At 73.5% G+C, this 19,025-nt stretch carries 21 protein-coding genes; 12 read left to right on the forward strand and 9 right to left on the reverse strand.

Going from position 1 to position 19,025, the window contains the following annotated elements; genetic code table 11:
- Positions 1 to 176 precede the first annotated feature (176 nt).
- The 7 genes from MUY14_RS08170 to MUY14_RS08200 form a co-directional block, all read right to left on the reverse strand.
- A complete protein-coding gene (locus MUY14_RS08170) occupies positions 177 to 809 on the reverse strand; it encodes a DUF4232 domain-containing protein (RefSeq protein ID WP_247022166.1) in 633 nt (210 codons plus the stop codon).
- Positions 758 to 1,036, reverse strand: coding sequence for a hypothetical protein (locus tag MUY14_RS08175; RefSeq protein WP_247022167.1), 279 nt, complete (start codon positions 1,034 to 1,036; stop codon positions 758 to 760). The genes MUY14_RS08170 and MUY14_RS08175 overlap by 52 nt, the downstream gene beginning before the upstream one ends.
- Before the next feature lie 12 nt (positions 1,037 to 1,048).
- Positions 1,049 to 1,273 carry a hypothetical protein gene (locus MUY14_RS08180; RefSeq protein ID WP_247022168.1) on the reverse strand — a complete coding sequence of 75 codons (225 nt, stop codon included), beginning with the start codon at positions 1,271 to 1,273 and terminating at the stop codon, positions 1,049 to 1,051.
- A 158-nt stretch (positions 1,274 to 1,431) separates the two neighbouring features.
- Positions 1,432 to 2,337, reverse strand: a complete 906-nt coding sequence (locus tag MUY14_RS08185) for an NAD(P)H nitroreductase (RefSeq protein WP_247022170.1) — start codon at positions 2,335 to 2,337, stop codon at positions 1,432 to 1,434.
- 29 nt (positions 2,338 to 2,366) lie between these two features.
- A complete protein-coding gene (locus MUY14_RS08190; protein ID WP_247022171.1) occupies positions 2,367 to 2,699 on the reverse strand; it encodes a hypothetical protein in 333 nt (110 codons plus the stop codon).
- Positions 2,696 to 3,133, reverse strand: coding sequence for a pyridoxamine 5'-phosphate oxidase family protein (locus MUY14_RS08195; protein ID WP_247022172.1), 438 nt, complete (start codon positions 3,131 to 3,133; stop codon positions 2,696 to 2,698). The genes MUY14_RS08190 and MUY14_RS08195 overlap by 4 nt, the downstream gene beginning before the upstream one ends.
- A gap of 172 nt (positions 3,134 to 3,305) precedes the next feature.
- Entirely contained in the window at positions 3,306 to 3,947 is a 642-nt protein-coding gene (locus MUY14_RS08200) for a phosphoribosyltransferase (RefSeq protein WP_247022173.1), read from the reverse strand.
- 419 nt (positions 3,948 to 4,366) lie between these two features.
- Between MUY14_RS08200 and MUY14_RS08205 the strand changes: the two genes are divergently transcribed.
- The gene (locus tag MUY14_RS08205; protein WP_247022174.1) at positions 4,367 to 4,627 is read left to right on the forward strand and encodes a hypothetical protein; all 261 of its coding nucleotides are present in this window, start codon (positions 4,367 to 4,369) and stop codon (positions 4,625 to 4,627) included.
- 162 nt (positions 4,628 to 4,789) lie between these two features.
- Positions 4,790 to 7,420: a SpoIIE family protein phosphatase gene (locus MUY14_RS08210; RefSeq protein WP_247022176.1), complete on the forward strand. Its 2,631-nt coding sequence runs from the start codon at positions 4,790 to 4,792 to the stop codon at positions 7,418 to 7,420.
- Here the strand turns inward: MUY14_RS08210 and MUY14_RS08215 are convergent.
- On the reverse strand, positions 7,392 to 7,643 hold the full coding sequence (locus MUY14_RS08215) for a hypothetical protein (protein WP_247022177.1): 252 nt from the start codon (positions 7,641 to 7,643) through the stop codon (positions 7,392 to 7,394). The genes MUY14_RS08210 and MUY14_RS08215 overlap by 29 nt on opposite strands.
- A 454-nt stretch (positions 7,644 to 8,097) precedes the next feature.
- On the opposite strand from MUY14_RS08215, the gene MUY14_RS08220 reads away from it, so the two are divergent.
- Positions 8,098 to 8,604: a MarR family winged helix-turn-helix transcriptional regulator gene (locus MUY14_RS08220; RefSeq protein ID WP_247022178.1), complete on the forward strand. Its 507-nt coding sequence runs from the start codon at positions 8,098 to 8,100 to the stop codon at positions 8,602 to 8,604.
- 7 nt (positions 8,605 to 8,611) lie between these two features.
- Here MUY14_RS08220 and MUY14_RS08225 read toward each other — a convergent pair whose 3' ends face one another.
- On the reverse strand, positions 8,612 to 8,971 hold the full coding sequence (locus MUY14_RS08225; RefSeq protein WP_247022180.1) for a spore germination protein GerW family protein: 360 nt from the start codon (positions 8,969 to 8,971) through the stop codon (positions 8,612 to 8,614).
- A 159-nt stretch (positions 8,972 to 9,130) separates the two neighbouring features.
- Between MUY14_RS08225 and MUY14_RS08230 the strand changes: the two genes are divergently transcribed.
- The 9 genes from MUY14_RS08230 (at position 9,131) to MUY14_RS08270 (ending at position 19,017) form a co-directional block, all read left to right on the forward strand.
- Positions 9,131 to 10,024, forward strand: a complete 894-nt coding sequence (locus MUY14_RS08230; RefSeq protein WP_247022181.1) for a class I fructose-bisphosphate aldolase — start codon at positions 9,131 to 9,133, stop codon at positions 10,022 to 10,024.
- A gap of 62 nt (positions 10,025 to 10,086) precedes the next feature.
- Positions 10,087 to 10,677, forward strand: coding sequence for a 2-oxoacid:acceptor oxidoreductase family protein (locus tag MUY14_RS08235; protein WP_247022182.1), 591 nt, complete (start codon positions 10,087 to 10,089; stop codon positions 10,675 to 10,677).
- A complete protein-coding gene (locus tag MUY14_RS08240) occupies positions 10,661 to 11,899 on the forward strand; it encodes a transketolase C-terminal domain-containing protein (protein ID WP_247022184.1) in 1,239 nt (412 codons plus the stop codon). Before MUY14_RS08235 ends, MUY14_RS08240 begins: the two co-directional genes overlap by 17 nt.
- Before the next feature lie 4 nt (positions 11,900 to 11,903).
- Positions 11,904 to 12,899: a thiamine pyrophosphate-dependent enzyme gene (locus MUY14_RS08245; RefSeq protein ID WP_247022185.1), complete on the forward strand. Its 996-nt coding sequence runs from the start codon at positions 11,904 to 11,906 to the stop codon at positions 12,897 to 12,899.
- A 1-nt stretch (position 12,900) separates the two neighbouring features.
- Entirely contained in the window at positions 12,901 to 14,523 is a 1,623-nt protein-coding gene (locus tag MUY14_RS08250) for an NAD(P)-binding protein (RefSeq protein ID WP_247022186.1), read from the forward strand.
- A 10-nt stretch (positions 14,524 to 14,533) separates the two neighbouring features.
- Positions 14,534 to 14,803 carry a DUF1876 domain-containing protein gene (locus tag MUY14_RS08255; protein ID WP_247022187.1) on the forward strand — a complete coding sequence of 90 codons (270 nt, stop codon included), beginning with the start codon at positions 14,534 to 14,536 and terminating at the stop codon, positions 14,801 to 14,803.
- Positions 14,804 to 14,814: 11 nt separating this feature from the next.
- The gene (locus MUY14_RS08260; protein WP_247022189.1) at positions 14,815 to 15,321 is read left to right on the forward strand and encodes a flavodoxin domain-containing protein; all 507 of its coding nucleotides are present in this window, start codon (positions 14,815 to 14,817) and stop codon (positions 15,319 to 15,321) included.
- Positions 15,293 to 16,435: a glutamate--cysteine ligase gene (locus tag MUY14_RS08265; RefSeq protein ID WP_281506269.1), complete on the forward strand. Its 1,143-nt coding sequence runs from the start codon at positions 15,293 to 15,295 to the stop codon at positions 16,433 to 16,435. Before MUY14_RS08260 ends, MUY14_RS08265 begins: the two co-directional genes overlap by 29 nt.
- Positions 16,436 to 16,446: 11 nt before the next feature.
- Positions 16,447 to 19,017, forward strand: a complete 2,571-nt coding sequence (locus MUY14_RS08270) for an HAD-IC family P-type ATPase (protein WP_247022194.1) — start codon at positions 16,447 to 16,449, stop codon at positions 19,015 to 19,017.
- Positions 19,018 to 19,025 lie beyond the last annotated feature (8 nt).

Consider the following 19,025-nt stretch of genomic DNA (forward strand, 5'->3'; position numbering starts at 1 on the left):
GGCGGGGAGGGGAGGTCGGCCCGCGCCGTCACCACCGTTGCGGGGGAGGGGTCCGCCGCCGATCGTGCGGGGGCGGCTGGTGTCCCTCACCCCTGATGCTCCTCGCGTCCGCCGGTCCACGGCAGAGCCGGAAGTCCTTGCCGGCCAAGCACAAAGGCCTCACGGGGAGGCGTGCTTCACGGTGCGCCGGTGTCGCGGCGCACGGCTTGGACGGCCAGGGTTCGTCGGCCGGGCAGGTGCTTGGCACAGGCGCGGGCTCCGGGCTCGGGCAGCAGCACCGGCGCGGTGCCGCCGGGCGGGTACACGCGCAGACCGGTCACCGGAGTGGGACCGCACACGGCCGGGTCGTAGTTGTCGGGATTGACCTGGTCGACCCAGGCCACGGCGGATTGCCCGCGCCGCAGGACCAGCACCGGCGTGGCGCCGGGGTCGCGGACGGCGGCCTCGCCGACTTGGTGGTGGTCGCCGCCGGCGAAGTAGGAGACCCCCGGGTAGCCGGTGATCGTGCAGGCGCGCCCGGTGTTGGTGAACGAGACGGGCACGTAGAGGTGCCCGGCGGCGCCGTCGCCCGGCCCTAGGCTGACGCGCAGCGCGGCCGGGGCGCACCGGGTGATCGGGGGCGTGCTGTTCCCCGGCGTCGGGCGTGGAACCGGGGAGGGAGTCGCGGTCACGGTCGGCACCGGCGGCGCCGCGGTCGCGCTCGACGCGGAGGGCGGCGACGCGGTGTTCGCTTCGTGGCCGCAGGCGGCGACCGTGATCAAGAGGAGGCCGGCGGCCGCGGCCGTCCGCCTCGTACCGGATGGGGACATGCTCCACCCCTGTTCTTCGTTGCCCGTTCGGCGGCGACCGGCGCCAGCATCGCCTGCAGTTCGGCTTGCGACAGCGGACCGTGCGGCCGGTGCGCCGGTGGTGCCGCTTCGGTGTGGTCCAGGCCGAGCATCGCGAGCAGTTCGGCCTCGTCCCGGCGGTCGCGGGCGCGCCGCTTCACCAGCCGGGTGGCGAGGTCGCATTGTTCGGACGTGGGCTCGTCGAACACGGCGGTACCCGCTCAGTCGTCCGGCTCGGCGACGTCGAGCCGGTAACCGGGTACGAGCCGCGCGTGCCCGGGGCTGAACTCGACCCAGACCGAGCCGGGGCGGAGGTCGGGGACGCGGCCGACCACGACGCCGGTCCGGCCGGTGAACCGGCCACCGTGCGCGCGCACCCGCAGGCCGCTGGGGAACCCGCCGGTCCGCGCGGGCCCCGGGTTCCGGTCTTGGTGGGCGAAAGTCATCTCGGCCTCCCGTCCGGGGGAAGTGCCGGGCGTGCTGCCGGCCCTGCGAGGTTCCCGCACGGCGGGGGAACGCGGCGAGAGGCGGAAGCCAGGTCCGGGTGAGTCGTTCCTCCTGTGCCGCCGGGCATTTGTGCCCACGGACGGCGCACGACCGAGCATCAGTCCGCTGCGGACGCCGTGGTGCTCGGGTCGACGCCGAGCGCGGGAAGCCGGTGGTGGTACTTCGGTGGCGCCTGCAGCGGCTCCAGGACGTGGCCGAGGGGACGCCGCGGGGTCGGCGGCGGCGGTTCGGTGCCGGGTGGCGCCCACCCGACCCGCAGCAGGATCTGCGGGTGCTGCCCCGGAGCCGCGAACGCGAGTGCGGCCCGGCGCAGCTCCGGGTTCTTCAGCGGATCGGTCAGCGGGCACGACGACAGCCCAAGCGCGGTCGCCGTCAGCAGGACAGCGCTGGCCGCCTCGCCGGCGCGCAGCCGGTCCACCCGGCCGTCGGCGGCGGTGCTCAGCACCAGCAGTTCACCGCCGCTCGCCAGGGGCCGGGTGAGCAGGGTGCCGGGCCGGTCCCGGCTTCCGGCGGCCACCGCGGCTCGCCGGAGCCCGCGGGCCGTGTCCGCGATCTGCCCGAGCTCGGCTCCTTCACACGCCGCGACGTGCGCCAGCCTGGCGAGGTGGTCGCGGGGAACCGGCCAAACGCCGTGGCGGCCGCGGTCGGAGCGCCGGCGGGGGATCGCCGCCGCCAGGGCGACGGTTTCCTCCGACGGACCGGCCGGGTGCGGCGTCACCACCGCGAGGTGGGCCGGGTCACCCGGGTCGGGCAGCCGGCTGACCTCGGTGCGCCACCCCAGCGCGGCGAAGCCCACCCGGACGTGGTGCAGCGCCGCGCCGCAGCCGAGCAGCAGGTCGCGGTCGCCGGGGTCGGGCTGCCGGCGCTCCTGGTCGGTGAACAGGTGCACCGAGCTGTACCCGATCCGCCAGCACCACGGCTGGGAATTGCCGGCGGACGGCGCGCGAAGGGCCAAGGCGACCGCCGCTTCGATGGTCGCGGTGTCCGGGATTCGTCGGTTCATGTCCGTGCCTCCGTCGCACCGGCGGGGGGTCAGCGGCCGGGGGAACGCCGGGTCCGCCTGCGGCGTGTGTAGCCCGGGCCGTGGAAGACACCGGCCGCCAGGACGATGCCGAACACGAACCCGAAGTCGTACAGGTGACCGCTGTTGTGCACCTCGTAGACCCCGACGTGGTCGTCGAACAGTGAAACCACGAAGCTGATCGGGCAGATGAACCCGTGCCACAGACCCAGCCAGAAGCCGGGCTGCGAAGCGGAGCCGGCGAGGACGTCGGCGGCCGGAGCGCACGCCGTCAGGAGCACCGCGAGACCGGCAGCCAGGAGCGCGAGGGCGGTGCGGCGGTTCAGAAAGCGTGGTGTCGTCATGGTGTTCCCGATTCCGGTGCGGCGTCCGTGTCCGGGCGGGGGGCGAGCAGACGGCCTTCGATCCGGTCGACGCCGATCCGCAGCACCCGGTCGCGCGGTGCGGGAGCCCACGAGCGCAGGCCCGCGCCGAGCTGGGCGGCCACGGTTCCGACGTCGGTCGTGAGGGTGGCGACCCCGGTGACGATCACGCTCCAGCCCGTGCGGCGGCCGGAGTCGTAGGCATCGGCTTCGAAGGTGACCGGTTGCCCGTCGAGCCGGTCGGCCCAGGAGTTCCGGCCCGCCCGCAGCCAGATCGCGTCGTCCGCCAGGGTGAAGTTGACGGGCCGGATCGAAGGTCTCCCGTCTCGGACGAAACCCAGCCGGCCGAGCGGGACGGAGGCGAGCAGCGCCCGGCAGCGCGCCGGCCCCAACTCGCTCAGCTCCGATGTGCTCACTGGTCGTCTCCGGTCTCGGATTCCTGTCGACGGAAGAAACCCTTCGCCGGCGGCGGAGGTGGTCCCAGGGGACGAGGTCACCCGCCGTCGGGACCGAAGTCACCGCGGCCGATTCGGCGTTCCACCGGGTGAGGCTCGGGCAGGCGGGCGTGGGCCTTGTGCCGCCACCCGATCAGGGCTGCGCGTGCTCCCGCGGCAGCAGGCTGAGCACGTCGGCCTCCGCCACGTCCCGGAAGTCGTGGTACCACAGCGCGACCGCGGTCCGCCGGCGCAGCGGCAGGGGGCAGACGGTCTGGTCGACGTGGCGGGACACCGCGCGCAGCACGTCGAGCGGAGCGACCGGCGCGGCCAAGACGATGCGCGCGGCGCTCCGGGCCCGAAGCACGCGGATCGCCGCGCGCACGGTGACACCGGTGGTGATGCCGTCGGCCACCAGGATCACCGTCTGCCCGCCGACTGCGACGGGCGAGCTCCACGGGTGGTAGACGGCGGCCCGGCGGGCGACCTCGGCCTTCGCGTGGGCCGCGGCGCGGCCGAAGTCGCCGGGTGAGATGCCCAGCTTGCGGACGAGAGCCGGATTGCTGACCACGACGCCGTGTTCACCGACGGCCCCGATGACCGCCCGGGGCCTGCGAGGCGCGACGATCTCGCCGATCAGCAGTGCGTCCAGCGGAGCGGCCAAGGCTTCGGCGATCTCGTCGGCGACGACGACACCCCCGTGGGGCAGGCCGAGCACGACCGGCCGGTGCGCCTTCAGGTACCGGAGCCGGGCGGCCAGCATCCGGCCGGCCTCCCGTCGGTTGCGGTAACGCACGGGGCCTCCCGCTCTCGGTGTCCCCGCCAGGATCCCGGGCGCGCGCCGCAGCCGGCAGGGCCGGAAGTCACCGCGGCCCGCGGCCCGAAGTCCCCGCCGCGGACACCGACGGAGTCACCGCCACACGCGGCGATCCGGCCGGCTCGTCACCGACGTCCCGGCGCCCGCCCTTCCGAAATCGTCGGCTCCCGAAATTCTCCGGTTCCGCTCGGCGTGACCCTTCTCGTTTTCCGAAAATCTCCGGTGGATCCTCGTCCGTTCGGTGGCTCCGCCGGGCCGGCGCGGGCTGTCAGCCTGGACGGGTCGTCCTGGGCTCCGCCGCCCTCGGGTCCGGGGTGACACACCCAGGGAAGCGCCGCCGGCGGCCCCGCCCCGCGGGCCGCCGGCGGTGCTGTGGTCCGGATTGGACGGTGCGGGCGATGGATGTACCCGAGCTGATGCTCTGCGAGCACTGCTGGCACCCGATCAGCGCGGACGGCGAATTCGTGGTGCGCGGGATCCGTGACGAAGCGCACCCGCTGCTCGCCACTTCGTTCAGCTACACCCACCCGGACGGCGACCCGGCCTGCCAGGCCGCCCGGCCGTCGCGGGTGCGGGTGGTGCACGAGCGGCCGGCCTCGCCGGTCGTCGTCGACCCGCCTGCGGAGGAGGAGCCCGGGGCCGGCGGGCCGGCGGGCTGACCACAGCTCGGCTCCGCGGGCGGGAAATCGCCTTCGCCGCGCTGGTTCGACGGTTTTCTCCCGGCGGCGAAGGTACTCCGCTGCGAACGGGGGATTGCCTCGCACGACGCCGGTCCAGCAGAGTGGTCCGCGCGCTGCGCGAGGGCGCGGGGAGTGACAGTGGTGCGCGAGAGACTGCGAAGGCTGGGCAAGCCGGCGCTGTGGGGTGTGGCGGCCGGGGCGGGGTACGCGGCCGGCTCCCAGCTGGCTTTCACCGTGCTCGACCCCGCCGGGGCGGGCCCGACCTTCTTCCCGTCCGCGGGATTCAGCTTGGCCCTGTTGTGCCTGCTGCCGCGGCGGGTCTGGCCGTTCGCCTGCGCCGGCATCGCGACCGCGGAGTTCCTCGTCGACGTCGCAGAAGGGCTCGGTCCGCTCGCCGCGGCCGGGTTCGCCGTCGCGAACACCGCCGAACCGGTGCTGGGCGCGCTCCTGCTGGGGACGGCCCGGCCGGGCGGCACCTGGCGCGGACTCACGAGGTTCGTGGCCGCCGCGGTGCTCGCGGCTCCGGCGGTGGGTGCGGTGGCCGGGGCGACGACCGCCGTGCTCGCGAGCGACGGTGGTGCCGCCTGGTGGGCCGTGGCCGGCCGGTGGTGGCTCGGCGACGGGCTCGGGGTGCTGGTGGTCGGCACCGCCCTGCTCGTGTGGGGCGACCGCGAGCCGGCTCCGGCGCGACGCGGCGGGGCCATCGCGGCCACGGCCGCGATGGGCGGGCTCGCGCTCCTCGTGTTCTGGGCGGACGTCTCCGTGGCCGGGTACGCCGGGGTGGTCGCGCTCGGGTGGGTCGCCTTGTGGTGGGGGCTGCGCGTGGTGACGGCGGCCGGTGTGGTGATCGCGTTCGTGGCGACGACCGCCACGGCCGCGGGGCGGGGACCGTGGGCCGGCGACGCCCCGGCGGCGGGGCTCGTCCACTTGCAGGTGCTGCTGGCGGTGGTGCTGCTCACGATGCTTCTGCTCGCGGTGACCGGCAGCGAACGGGACGCCGCGGTGCGCGGTGCGGTGGTGGCGGAGGAGCGGCGGCGCCGCGCCGAGTCGGTGGCCGCGGCCGAGCACGCGGCGCACGAACGGGCGCGGCTGCTGCAGGCCGTCGCGGGCGAACTGGGGGCCGCGAACGGGATCGACCGGATCGTGACCGTCTTCGTCGAGGCCCACGACGGTGCGCTGGCCGCGGCGGCGGTGGGGTTGCTCGGCGACGGCGAAAGCCCGCAGGTGTGGACCGGCACCGGTGCCGGTCCGGTGACCCGCACGGTGGCCGGGGCCGGGGCCGCCGAAGCCGCCGTGGTGCGGGACGGGCGGCCGCGCTTCTTCGCCGGCGGGCACCCGGTCCCGGGCGGGACCGCGGCCGGGCACGCCGCGGCGGTGTTGCCGCTGCGCACGGCGGGGGACGTCTTCGGCTTCCTCGGGCTCTACTTCCGCGAGCCGGGCGCCGACCCCGGTGCCCAGCGCACCCTGCTGCTCACAATGGCCTCGCAGGCCGCCCAAGCCGTGCACCGGACCCGGCTGTACGAAGCCGAGCAGCGCTCGCGCCGGCGGGCGGAGGACGGCGAACGGCGGCAGCGGCTGCTGGGCGACCTCGTGGCGGCGCTGAGCAGGCCGGGAAGCACGGCCGAACGCGCGCAGCGACTGGTCGACGCAGTCGTCCCGGCGCTCGCGGACTTCGCGGTCGCCGAGTTCGGCGAAGACGGCGACACGGTCGTCGTCTCGGCGTCGCGCGACGACGGCGGAACCGCGGCCTCCGCCGCGCGGAGCTCGGGCGTCTCCGCACTGAAGACCGTGCTGGTGACCGGGGAGCGGCACGTCGCCGGGCAGCCGCCCTCGGCCCTCGGCGTGCCGCTGGCCGCCGAGGGCGGCGTGCGCGGCGCACTCGTGCTGGGGCACGCCGGCTCCGGCCGGTGCTTCACACCGGACGACCTCGCTCTGGTGGCCGACCTCGCCGTCCGCGCCGGGCTCGTGCTGCACGCGGCGCGGGTCGCCGATCACGAGCACTCGATCGCGTGGACCCTGCAGACCAGTCAGCTGCCCCGGCACCTGGCCGTCCCCCGCGGTGTGGCCGCTGCCGCCCGGTACCGGCCGAGCGAACGCAGCCTTTCGATCGGCGGCGACTGGTACGACCTGGTCACACACCCGGACGGGCGCGTGACGGTCACGATCGGGGACGTCGTGGGGCACGGGCTGTCCGCCGCCGCGGCGATGGGGCAGATGCGCAGCGCAGCGACGGCGCTCATCCTCGCCGAACTCCGCCCGGCCGCCGTGCTGGACCGGCTGGACCTGGTTGCCGGGCGCACCGCCGGTGCCGAGCACGCCTCCGCGCTGGTAGCCGAACTCGACCCGGCGACGGGCCGGTTCCGCTACGCCGCGGCCGGGCACCCGCCGCCGGTGCTCGTCGCACCGGACGGGACGGTCGCTCTGCTCGACGGGGCCCGGTCACCGCTGCTGTGCCTGCCGCCCCGGTGCGGCCGCCCGGAGGCCGAACGCACCGTCCTGCCGGGATCCGCGCTCGTCTGCTACACCGACGGGCTGATCGAACAGAACCGGCTGCCCCTGCACGAGGCGTTCGCCGGCCTGCTGTCGGCGGTGACCCGGTACGCCGGGGCAGGCCCGGAGGACCTGTGCGACGGTCTCGTCGACGTCCTGGTGGGAGACACCCCCGCACGGGACGACATCGCGCTCGTCTGCCTGCGGTACGCGCCGGTCCCGGCGTCGCACGCCGCGCAGCCGGCGCCGGGCCTCAGTTCCGGTCTCGGTGCGGCCGGGTGAGGTCGGCGAACGACCCGATCACCGCGGGGCGCTGTTCGATGACCGCCAATGCGTAGGTGAGCACCAGGTGGGCGGTGCGGGCCTGTTGCGTTTCGGGCTCGTCCGCCCGGGTGCGTCCCAGGACCAGATTCGCTTCGTGGCGCAGCCAGCGGTTGCGCTCGCGGCGCAGGAGCGCGACCTCGGGCTGCGGTGCGGGGGCTTCGGGAAAGAGTGCGTCGGGCATCGGTGAATCTCCTCGAAAACGTCGTTCCTGGTCGAGGATAACGAGGCCTTCGGCAATTCACCGCTCGGTGCGTACGGGGAATTTCTCCGTTCCCCGGTATCTCCGCGTTGATTCTGGCCGACTTTTCGGCGAAGTCGGAAAGTGGCTGGCTGGTCCCGGCGTTTTCCTGCGGGGCAACCGAAGCGGTGGCGGACGGTGCCGTGATTCTCGGCTACGGCTTATTTCGGGATCCGAGAATCTTCGGGTGGTCGCAGGCAGCGGGTCCGGCGTTTTTCCTCGATCGGCGTGGCGGGTGCGAGCGGATGTGGCTGCTGCCCTATCTTTGCGCGAACGAAGCGGAAAATCGGCCGAGTGGTACGGAACGAGGTGTGGAGTATCACGAGCTGCGGGAGCCTAGGTGGGCTAGTATCTAGTTAAGCTAGTTATCTCGACTGCGATCTTGTGGGTTGTGAGTATGGAACGTCTGGCTGAGCAACTGAGAGCGGTGATCGTGGCCACCGACGAGTACCGGCGCGCGGTGGCGTCCGCTCTCGGGATCGGCGTCCACGAGGCCGCAGTGCTGGGCGAGCTGCTGCACGAGGGGCAGTTGCCGCCGTCGGCACTGGTGAAACGGCTGGGCATCGCGTCGGCCAGTGTGACCGCGCTCCTCGACCGGCTCGAGGCCGCCGGGTTCACCCGGCGCGAACGGCACCCGACCGACCGGCGCAGCGTTCTGGTCGTCTTGACCCCCGTCGGCCGCAGGGCGATCGAAGCCTCGTTCGCACTGTTCCGCGAGGACGTGTACCAGTCGGTCGCGCGCTCGGAACCGGCTCACATCCGCGAATTCACCGTGGTGCTCATCAAGATCGCCCAAGCGCTGCGGGAGCGGGCCGCCCAGCCCGCGTCGATCGGCGAGGCGCTCACCGACCGGGTCCGGATGGCCGGTGAGGAAGAAGATCGGTCCGCCGAACCGGCCGGGTAGGCCGCGCTCAGGATTCGCCGGCCGCAGGCTGCGCGCGGTACTTGAGCTTGGCCAGCCGCGTCGCGGCGAAGAGCGCGGCCACGGCGATCGCGCCGAGGGTCGCCAGGAGGCGGTTCACGTCGACCGCCGGCTCCCAGCGGAGCTTGCCGTCCTTGATGACGTACGCCCCGACCGGTTTAGCGGACAGCCCGAAGCCGCCCCCTTCGCCGGAGCGGCCGTTTTCGTCGCGGCCGTCCCCGCCGCCACCGCCGGTGCCGACGGACGAAGCCACGATCACCGTGACGCCGTCGACCTCGTACGGCTCGCCGTAGACCATCCTGGTCTCCAGACCGTCTTTCGCCTTCGCGATCAGTTCGTCGACCTTCATGCCGTGGAGTCTCCGCACCGCGAGCCCGCGAGCGGCAGTGCCGATGGTCCTCGCGGCCGGTGACCGAGGGCCCCGGTGCCGGTGGCGTTCGCCAGCGGTGGCGGCCGTCACCGCGCGATTTGCTGGGCTCGTCACGCATCAGCGACTCCGGAGGCCGCCATGGCGCACCGTCCCCCGCTGGCCGAGCTCGGGCTGAACACCGGCAAGAAGACCCGGCTGCACCGCATCCTGCACGAACACGGCCTGCGCAACGGCACCGCATTCTTCCTGCCCTACGACCAGGGCCTGGAGCACGGGCCCCGTGACTTCTTCGCCAACCCGGCCGCGGGCGATCCGAAGTACATCCTCAAGCTGGCGCTCGAGGGCGGCTTCAACGGCATCGCGATCCAGATCGGGCTGGCCGAGAAGTTCTACTGGGACTACGCGGGCGAACTGCCGCTGGTGCTGAAGCTCAACGGCAAGACCGAGATCCCGTCCGACGCCGAGGCGCTGTCCCCGCTGCACGGCAGCGTCGAGGACGCGGTCCGGCTCGGCGCCGACGCCGTCGGTTACACGCTCTACGTCGGGACGCCCGCGCAGGAGCAGGACTTCGCGCAGCTGCGACGGGTCCGCGCCGACGCGCACCGGTTCGGCATGCCGCTGATCGTCTGGGCCTACCCGCGCGGCTCGGCCATCGAGGCCAAGGGTGGCCGTGACTCGTTCTACGCGGTCGACTACGCCGCCCGGACCGCGTCCGAACTCGGCGCCGACGTCGTCAAGGTGAATTTCCCGCACCCGGCGAAGATCGACAACGTTCCCGGCGGCTACGCCCGGGAAACGACCAGCCAGCAAGCGATCGACGCGGTCGTGCGCTCGGCCGGGCGCACCCTGCTCCTGGTCTCGGGTGGCGGCAAGGCCGGTGACGACGCGATGCTCGAGAAGGCGCGCGAGTCGATGGAAGCCGGCGCGACCGGGCTGATCTTCGGCCGCAACGTCTGGCAGCGCGACCACGACGAGTCCCTGCGGTTCGTTTCGGCGCTGCGCGAGATCCTCGCCAAGTACCCGAGCTCATGACCACGACCACATCCTTCGGGGGTCCGGGTGGCGAAGCCCCCGGCCCGGGGCGAAGCCCCGGCATGACAGAGGTTCGCATCCACGGGCGCGGCGGCCAGGGCGTGGTGACCGCGGCGGAACTGCTGTCGGTCGCCGCGTTCACGGAGGGACGGCACGCGCAGGCGTTCCCCAGCTTCGGCTCCGAACGCACCGGCGCGCCGGTGGTCTCGTTCTGCCGCATCTCCGACGCGGTGATCCGGACGCGCGAGCCGATCACCGCACCGGACGCGCTGATCATCCAGGACGCCACCCTGTTGCACCAGGTGAACGTCTTCGAGGGACTGAAGCCCGACGGGTACCTGCTGGTGAACTCCGCGCACGGCTTCGAAGAGCTGGGCTTGGGGGAGTTCGTGCGCGGCTTCCGGCGCGAGCGGCTGCTCGTCGTCCCGGCGACCGAGCTCGCGCGCGAGCACCTCGGCCGTCCGGTGCCGAACGCGGCCCTGCTCGGCGGGTTCGCCGCGCTGAGCGGAGTCGTCGGGATCGCATCGGTGCTCACCGCGATCTCGGGTCGCTTCCGCGGCGCGAAGGCCGAGGGGAACATCGCCGCGGCCACCGCGGCCCACGCGTTCGTCCGCGCCGAGCGGGAGGAGCTGACCGGTGCTCAGGCAGATTGAGGGTTCCCGGGCCGTCGCCGGCGCGGTCGCGCTGTGCCGCCCCGAAGTCGTCTGCGCGTACCCGATCTCGCCGCAGACCCACATCGTCGAAGGCTTGGCGGAGCTGGTGAAGTCCGGTGCGCTCACGCCGTGCGAGTTCGTCAACGTCGAGTCGGAGTTCGCCGCGATGTCGGTCGCCATCGGCGCGTCCGCCGCCGGTGCGCGCGCCTACACCGCCACGGCCAGCCAGGGACTGCTGTACATGACCGAGGCCGTCTTCAACGCCGCCGGGCTCGGCCTGCCGATCGTGATGACGGTGGCGAACCGGGCGATCGGCGCGCCGATCAACATCTGGAACGACCAGAGCGACAGCATGGCCCTGCGCGACGCCGGCTGGATCCAGCTCTACGCCGAGACCAACCAGGAAGCGGCGGACCTGCACGTCCAGGCGTTCCGGATCGCCGAGGAGCTGTCCACGCCGGTGATGGTGTGCATGGACGGCTTCGTGCTGACCCACGCCTGGGAACCGGTGGACACGCCGGCGCAGGAGGAGGTCGACACCTTCTTGCCGCCGTACGAGCCGCGGCAGGTCCTCGACCCCGACGAGCCGTCGTCGATCGGCGCGATGGTCGGGCCCGAGGCCTTCACCGAGGTGAAGTACCTCGCGCACGCCCGGCTGATGGAAGCGCTCGACGTCGTCCCCGACGTCGCCGACCGCCTCGCCGAGGCGTTCGGCCGGAACTCCGGTGGCCTGACCCGGTCCTACCGCACCGAAGACGCCGAGACGATCGTGCTCGCCCTCGGCTCGGTGCTGGGCACGCTCAAGGACACCGTCGACGAGCTGCGCGCGGACGGCCTGCGGGTCGGCGTGCTCGGGCTGACGTGCTTCCGGCCGTTCCCGGCCGAGGCCGTCCGGGCGGCCATCGGCCACGCGCGGCGCGTGGTCGTCCTGGAGCGGGCCTTCGAGCCCGGCGTCGGCGGGATCGTCACGCAGAACGTCGTCACGGCGGCGCCCGCGACCGAGGTGCACACGGTGGTGGCCGGGCTGGGCGGCCGGGCGATCACGAAGCCGTCCCTGTCCGGGATGTTGCGAGCGGACCGGCTGCCGCCGTTGACCTTCCTCGACCTCGACCGTTCGCTGATCGACCGCGAGCTGGGCCGCCTCGCCGCGGCCCGGCGCTCCGGTCCGACAGCCGAGAACATCCTGCGCGACCTCGGTGCGGTCGCTTCCGGAATCGGGTGATGACATGGCGGTGATGCCGATCAAGTTCTACCAGACCGGCAGCTTCGCGGTCGGTGGCCGGCTGCTGGGTGAGGACCAGCGCAGCGGCCAGTCCGACCGGAGGCGGATCAACTCGATCGACTGCGGGCACCGGGCCTGCCAGGGCTGCGGCGAGGCACTGGGCGCCCGGTACGCGCTCGACGCGGCCATGCGCGCCACCGGGAACCGGATGGTCGCGGTCAACGCCACCGGCTGCCTGGAGGTCTTCTCGACGCCGTACCCCGAGACGTCGTGGCGGATCCCGTGGCTGCACTCGCTGTTCGGCAACGCGCCGGCCGTGGCCACCGGCGTCGCCGCCGCGATGAAGGCCAAGGGCCGCGACGACGTCCGCGTGGTCGGGCAGGGCGGGGACGGCGGGACCGTCGACATCGGGTTCGCCTGCCTGTCCGGGATGTTCGAGCGCGACGACGACGTGCTCTACATCTGCTACGACAACGAGGCGTACATGAACACCGGCGTCCAGCGCTCCGGGGCCACCCCGGCCGCGGCGCGCACGGCGACGACCCCCGCCGTCGGCCCCGAACCCGGCGCGGTGTTCGGCCAGGGCAAGAACCTGCCGATGATCGCGATGGCGCACGAGATCCCGTACGTGGCGACGGCGACCGTCGCGGACCTGCGCGATCTGGAGGCGAAGGTCACGCGGGCCATGGAGTTCCACGGTGCCCGGTACCTGCACGTCCTCGTGCCGTGCCCGCTCGGCTGGGGCAGCGCATCGCACGACACCATCCGGATCGCCCGGCTGGCCGAGGAAAGCGGGCTCTTCCCGGTGTTCGAGGCCGAACACGGCGAGGTCGTCGCGACCTCGAAGATCCGGCACCGCGTGCCGGTCGAGGACTACCTGCGGCTCCAGACGCGGTACGCGCACCTGTTCGGCGACGAGCCGCGGACCGGCGTGATCGCGGGGATCCAGGCGCAGGCCGACCGGAACATCCGCCGTCACAAGCTGCTCGGGGAGGTCTGAGGTGGAGCACGAGAAGCCGTTCGCGATCACGCTCGACGTCGGCTCGAGCCGGGCGAACAAGACCGGCGCGTGGCGCACCGAGCGGCCGGTCTACGTCGACCTGCTGCCGCCGTGCAACCAGGCCTGCCCGGCCGGGCAGGACATCCAGAAGTGGCTCTACCACGCCGAATCCGGCGACTACCAGGACGCGTGGCGCGGCATCATGGCCGACAACCCGCTGCCCGCCGTCCTCGGCCGGATCTGCTACCGGCCGTGCGAGAGCGCGTGCAACCGCGGCCAGCTCGACGAAGCCGTCGGCATCAACTCCGTCGAGCGCTTCCTCGGTGACGAAGGCATCAAGCGGGGCTGGACGATCCCGGTCGCGGCGCCGTCCGGCAAACGGGTGCTCGTCGTCGGCGCCGGCCCGGCGGGGTTGTCGGCGGCCTACCACCTGGCCCGGCTCGGGCACGCCGTGACCGTCCGCGACGCCGAGGCGGCGCCCGGCGGGATGATGCGCTACGGCATCCCGCGCTACCGGCTGCCGCGCGACGTGATCGACGCGGAAATCGGCCGGATCCGGGGCATGGGCGTGGTGTTCGAGCAGAACAGCCGCGTCACCGACGTCATTTCCGCGAAGGCCGGCTTCGACGCCGTCTTCCTCGCGGTCGGGGCGCAGGTGGGCAAGCGGGCCTACCTCCCGGCCGGCGATTCGGCGCGGGTGCTCGACGCGATCACCCTGCTGCACGACCTGGAAAGCGGTGAGCGGCCGCTGCTCGGCCGCCGCGTCGCGGTGTACGGCGGGGGCAACACCGCGATGGACGCCGCCCGCACGGCCAAGCGGCTCGGTGCCACCGATGCGGTGGTGGTCTACCGCCGCACCCGGGACCGGATGCCCGCGCACGAATCCGAGGTGGCCGAGGCGGTCGAAGAAGGCGTCGCGATGCGGTGGCTGTCGACGATCAAGGAGGTCGACGGCGAAGGCATCACCGTCGAGAAGATGAGCCTGGACGAGTCCGGGTTCCCGCAGCCGACCGGCGAGTTCGAGCGGCTGGCCGCCGACAGCGTCGTGCTGGCCCTCGGCCAGGACGCCGATCTGTCCCTGGTGGACGGAGTGGCCGACGTCGAAACCGCGGACGGCGTGGTGCGCGTCGGCCCGGGCCTGATGACCGGGCACCCGGGCGTTTTCGCCGGTGGTGACATGGTGCCTTCGGGGCGCACCGCGACCGTCGCGGTGGGGCACGGCGCGAAGGCGGCCCGGGAGATCGACTCCTGGCTGCGCGGGACCGCCGCCGACGCACCACGGGACCCGCGCCCGGCGACGTTCGAGAACCTCAACACCTGGTACTACAGCGACGCCGACCGCAAGGTCCGCCCGCACCTCGACCTGTCCCGGCGCGTGTCGACGTTCGACGAGATCAAGGGCGGCCTCGACGCGTCGACCGCGCTGTTCGAAGCCCGCCGCTGCCTCTCCTGCGGCAACTGCTTCGAATGTGACAACTGCTACGGCGTCTGCCCGGACAACGCCGTCATCAAGCTCGAGCCGGGGGACAAGTACGCGATCGATCTCGACTACTGCAAGGGGTGCGGGATCTGCGTCGCCGAATGTCCCTGCGGCGCCATCGAAATGGTGCCAGAAGAATCCTGAGGAGGAAGCCATGCACGAGAAGCGTTGGCACGTCGAAGTGCACATCGACGAAGACGACGACGGCCGCACCCGCGCCACCGCCCGGCTGGAGACCGCCGACGACACCCGCATCTCCGGGGTCGGGGTGGCGCGGCTCAACCCGGCCGACCGGGACGTGCCCGAGATCGGCGACGAGCTCGCCACGTCGCGCGCGCTGAGCGACCTGGCCCACAACCTGCTCGACGTCGCCGTCGGCGACATCGAAGCGCTCACGCGCCAACCCGTGCGGCTCGAGCACTGAAAGGAACGGACATGCGGATCCTCGTCGTCTTCGAATCGATGTTCGGTGCCACCGAAGAGGTGGCCGAGGCGATCGGCAAGGGACTGGCCGGGTCCGCCCCGGTCGAGGTGGTCAACGTCGACAAAGCGCCATCGGACTTGACAGGCGTCGATTTGCTCGTCGTCGGCGGCCCGACCCACGTGCACGGCATGAGCCGCGCCGCGACGCGGAAGTCGGCCGAGGACCAGGCCCACGGCCCCACCCGCTCGCACACCGGGGTTCGCGAGTGGCTGGACTCCGTCGGCACCGTGCCGGCCGGGCTGCCGGCCGCGACCTTCGACACCCGGATCGACAAGGCACGCGTGCTCACCGGGGCGGCGTCGCTGGGCGAGGCCAAGCGGCTGCGCCGGCGCGGGTGCCGGCTCGTCGTGCCCGCGGAGAGCTTCTTCGTCGGGACGGCACCGGAAGACGGCTTGAAGCCCGGAGAGGCCGAGCGCGCCGAGGCGTGGGGTGCGGCACTGGGCCGCATCGTGTCCTGACCGCCGTGGGGGCCAGCCGACGGTCGGGGTGGAGGAGGAGTTCGTACTGCTGGACGCGCGGACGGGGGTGGCCGTCCCGGCGGCGCCGCGGGTCCTCGGCGCGCTGGGCGGTGAACCCGGTGTGGTGCCGGAGTTCCTGCGCTTCCAGGTCGAGACGATGACGGGGGTCTGCCGGTCGCTCGCCGAGGTCCGGGCGGACCTGGCCCGGCTGCGCGAGCGGCTGGGCGACGCCGCGGACGAGGCGGGCTGCCTGGCCGTGGCCACCGCGGTCGCGCCGTTCGGTGCCGTGCCGCTGGTCACCGCCGACGCGCGGTACGAGCGGCTGGCGGCCCGGTTCCCGGCACTGGTCGAGCGCACGGGCACCTGCGCTTGTCACGTCCACGTCGGCATCCCGTTCCGGGCGGCGGGGATCCGGGCGCTGGCCGGGCTGCGGCCGTGGCTCGGCGTGCTCTTGGCGCTGAGCGCGAACTCGCCCTACGTCGACGGTCTCGACTCGGGCTGGGCGAGCGCCCGGTACCCCCTCTGGTCGCGCTGGCCGACGGCCCGGCCGCCCGCCGCGTGGCGCGATGTCGCCGAGTACGACGCGGCGATCGGGGAAGCGATCCGGAGCGGGGCCGCGCCGGACGCCCGCGGCGTGTACTTCTACGCCCGGCTGTCACCGCGGCACCCGACGGTGGAGGTCCGGATCGCCGACGTCTGCCTGGACGTCGGGGACGCCGTCGTGCTCGCCGGGCTGGTGCGGGCGCTCGTGGTCACGGCGCTCGGCGAAGACGCTCCGCCGCGGCGCACACCGGACTCGGTGGTCCTGCGGTCGCTCCGGACCGCCGCCCGGCACGGCCTGGCCGGACCGGGCCTGGACGTCACCACCGGATCGACGGCCCCGGCCGAGAAGCTCGTCGAAGACCTGCTGGCGTACGTCCGGCCGGCGCTGCGGGCCGCCGGCGACCTCGACGAGGTCCGCCGCGGGTGCCGCGAACTCGAGACCCTGGGCGGCGGCGCCGGCCGGCAGCGGGTGCTGCGGGCGGCGGCGGCGACCCCGGCGAGGTTCGCCGCCCGGCTGGCCGCGGCGACCAGGGGAACGGACGACGGCCAGAACGTGGAGGCGGCACAGTGAACTCGGGAACAGTGACCGGCACGGGTGAGTTCCACGCGCTGCCGGTGGCCGCCGTCGCCGAGCGGCTCGGCGTCGATCCGCGGCGCGGGTTGAGCAGCGCCGAGGCCGGTACGCGGTTGAGCCGGTTCGGCGCCAACACCGTCAGCGTCCCCGCCGGACCGGGGCCGCTGTGGCGGTTCCTCGTCCAGTTCCACAACCCGCTGATCTACGTCCTGCTGCTCGCCGGCGGGGTGACGTGGGTGTTCGGCGGGCACGTGGACGCCGGGGTGATCGGCGGGGTGGTGCTGCTGAACGCCGTCGTCGGGTTCGTGCAGGAGTCACGGGCGCAGCGGGCGCTGGAAGCCTTGTCCACCATGGTCCCGGTGACGGCGACCGTCGTCCGCGACGGTGTCCCGCGGCGAATCCCGGCGGCCGAGCTCGTGCCGGGTGACGTCGTGGAGCTCGCCGCTGGCGACCGGGTCCCCGCCGACGTCCGGCTCGCCGAAGTGCACCTGGCCGAGATCGACGAGTCCGCGCTGACCGGGGAGTCGGTGCCCGTGGTGAAGTCCGTCGAGCCGGTGGTCGCGGCGGCCCCGGTCGCCGACCGCGCCGGCTCGGCGTACTCGGGGACGCTGGTGACCCGCGGCCAGGCTCGCGGCCTGGTCACCGCGACCGGCGGTGCCACGCAGCTGGGCGACATCCAGCACCTGGTGGCCACGGCCGAAGCCGTCACCACGCCGCTGACGCGCAAGCTGGCCCGGTTCTCCCGGCAGCTGAGCTTCGTGATCGTCGCGGTCTCGGCGGGCGCGTTCGTGCTCGGTGTCGTGCGGGGTACGCCGGCCCCGGAGGTGTTCACGGCCGTGGTCGCCCTCGCCGTCGGCGCGATCCCCGAAGGGCTGCCGGCCGCGGTCGCGATCGTGCTGGCCATCGGCGTCGTGCGGATGTCCCGGCGCGGCGCGATCGTCCGGCACCTGCCCGCGGTGGAGACCCTCGGCGGGACGACGGTGATCTGCACCGACAAGACCGGCACCCTGACCCGCAACCGGATGACCGTGACCACCCTCGCGGCGGCGGGCGAGCTGGTTCCCGTCGCCGGCGGCGAGCTGCGGGAATGCCTGGTCGCCGGGGTGTTGTGCAACGACGCGGAGCTCGACGAGGGCGACCCGACGGAGATCGCGCTGCTCGGCTCCGCGATCGAGGCCGGGCTGGACCCCGCCGCGCTCCGGGCCGCCGCGCCCCGCACGGAAACCGTCCCGTTCGAGTCCGAAACGCGGATGATGACGACGGTGCACGGCTCGGTCGGCTACCTCAAGGGCGCGGTCGAAGAGGTCGCGGCCCGGTGCGTGACCGAGGTGGTGCCCGGCGGCGGCGAGCGTCCGCTCGACCGGGAGGCCCTCGACCGGCTGCACCGGACGTTGACCGCGCAGGGTTTGCGGGTGCTCGCGTTCGCCCGCCTCGCGCCGGAGCCGGTTCTGCTGGGCCTGCAGGCGATGCAGGATCCACCGCGGCCGGAAGCGATCACCGCGATCGAGGCCTGCCGGAGCGCGGGGGTCGACGTCAAGATGATCACCGGCGACCACGCGGGAACGGCGGTCGCCGTCGCGGGCGCCGTGGGGCTGGCCGACTCGCCGCGGGTCCTCACCGGGGCCGAGCTGGCGGAGCTGCCGCCCGCGGAGTTCGACGACGCCGTGGCGGGTACCCAGGTGTTCGCGCGGGTGTCGCCGGGCCAGAAGCTCGAGCTGGTGCAGGCGTTGCAGCGGCGCGGTCACGTGGTCGCGATGACCGGCGACGGGGTGAACGACGCGCCGGCGTTGCGCCGCGCGGACATCGGGGTGGCGATGGGCGCGGGCGGGACCGACGCCGCCCGCCAGGCCGCGGACATGGTGCTCACCGGCGACGACTTCGCGTCGATCGAGGCGGCCGTGCGGGTGGGCCGCGGGGTGTTCGACAACCTGCGCAAGTTCATCGCCTGGACGCTGCCGGCGAACATCGGCGAGGGCATGGTCGTGCTGGTCGCGATCCTGTTCGGCGCGACGCTGCCGATCGTGCCGGTCCAGATCCTGTGGATCAACATGACCACAGCGGTTTTCCTGGGCTTGACGATGGCGTTCGAGCCGACGTCGCCCGGCGTCATGCGGCGTCCGCCACGACCTCCTTCACGGCCGTTGTTCACGGCGGCGTTGCTGCGCCGGGTCGTGCTCGTCTCGCTCCTGCTCGTGGTGGCGGCGTTCGGCGCGTACCGCCTGCAACTGGGCTTGGGCGAGCCGGTGGCGGAGGCGCGGACGACCGCGATCAACGTGTTCGTCGGGGTGCAGGCCGCCTACCTGCTCAGCTGCCGTTCGCTGGACCGCCCGGTGCTGCGCGCGTGGCCGGGGCACAGCCGGATGTTCGCGCTGGGCGTGGGGTTGACGGCCGGGCTTCAGCTGCTGCTGACCTACGTGCCGGTGATGAACTCGTGGTTCCACACCGCACCGGTCGGGATTTCGTCGTGGCTGTGGGTGCTGGGCGCTGCGGTGGCGGCGTTCGCAGTGGTGGAGGTGGACAAGCTGCTGTGGCTGCGGTTCACCGCGGTCCGGGCAGGCGCGCGAGAGCGGCACCGGTGACCGCGGAG

Origin of the sequence: Amycolatopsis sp. FBCC-B4732 (assembly GCF_023008405.1) — a bacterium.
GTDB classification, from domain to species: domain Bacteria; phylum Actinomycetota; class Actinomycetes; order Mycobacteriales; family Pseudonocardiaceae; genus Amycolatopsis; species Amycolatopsis pretoriensis_A.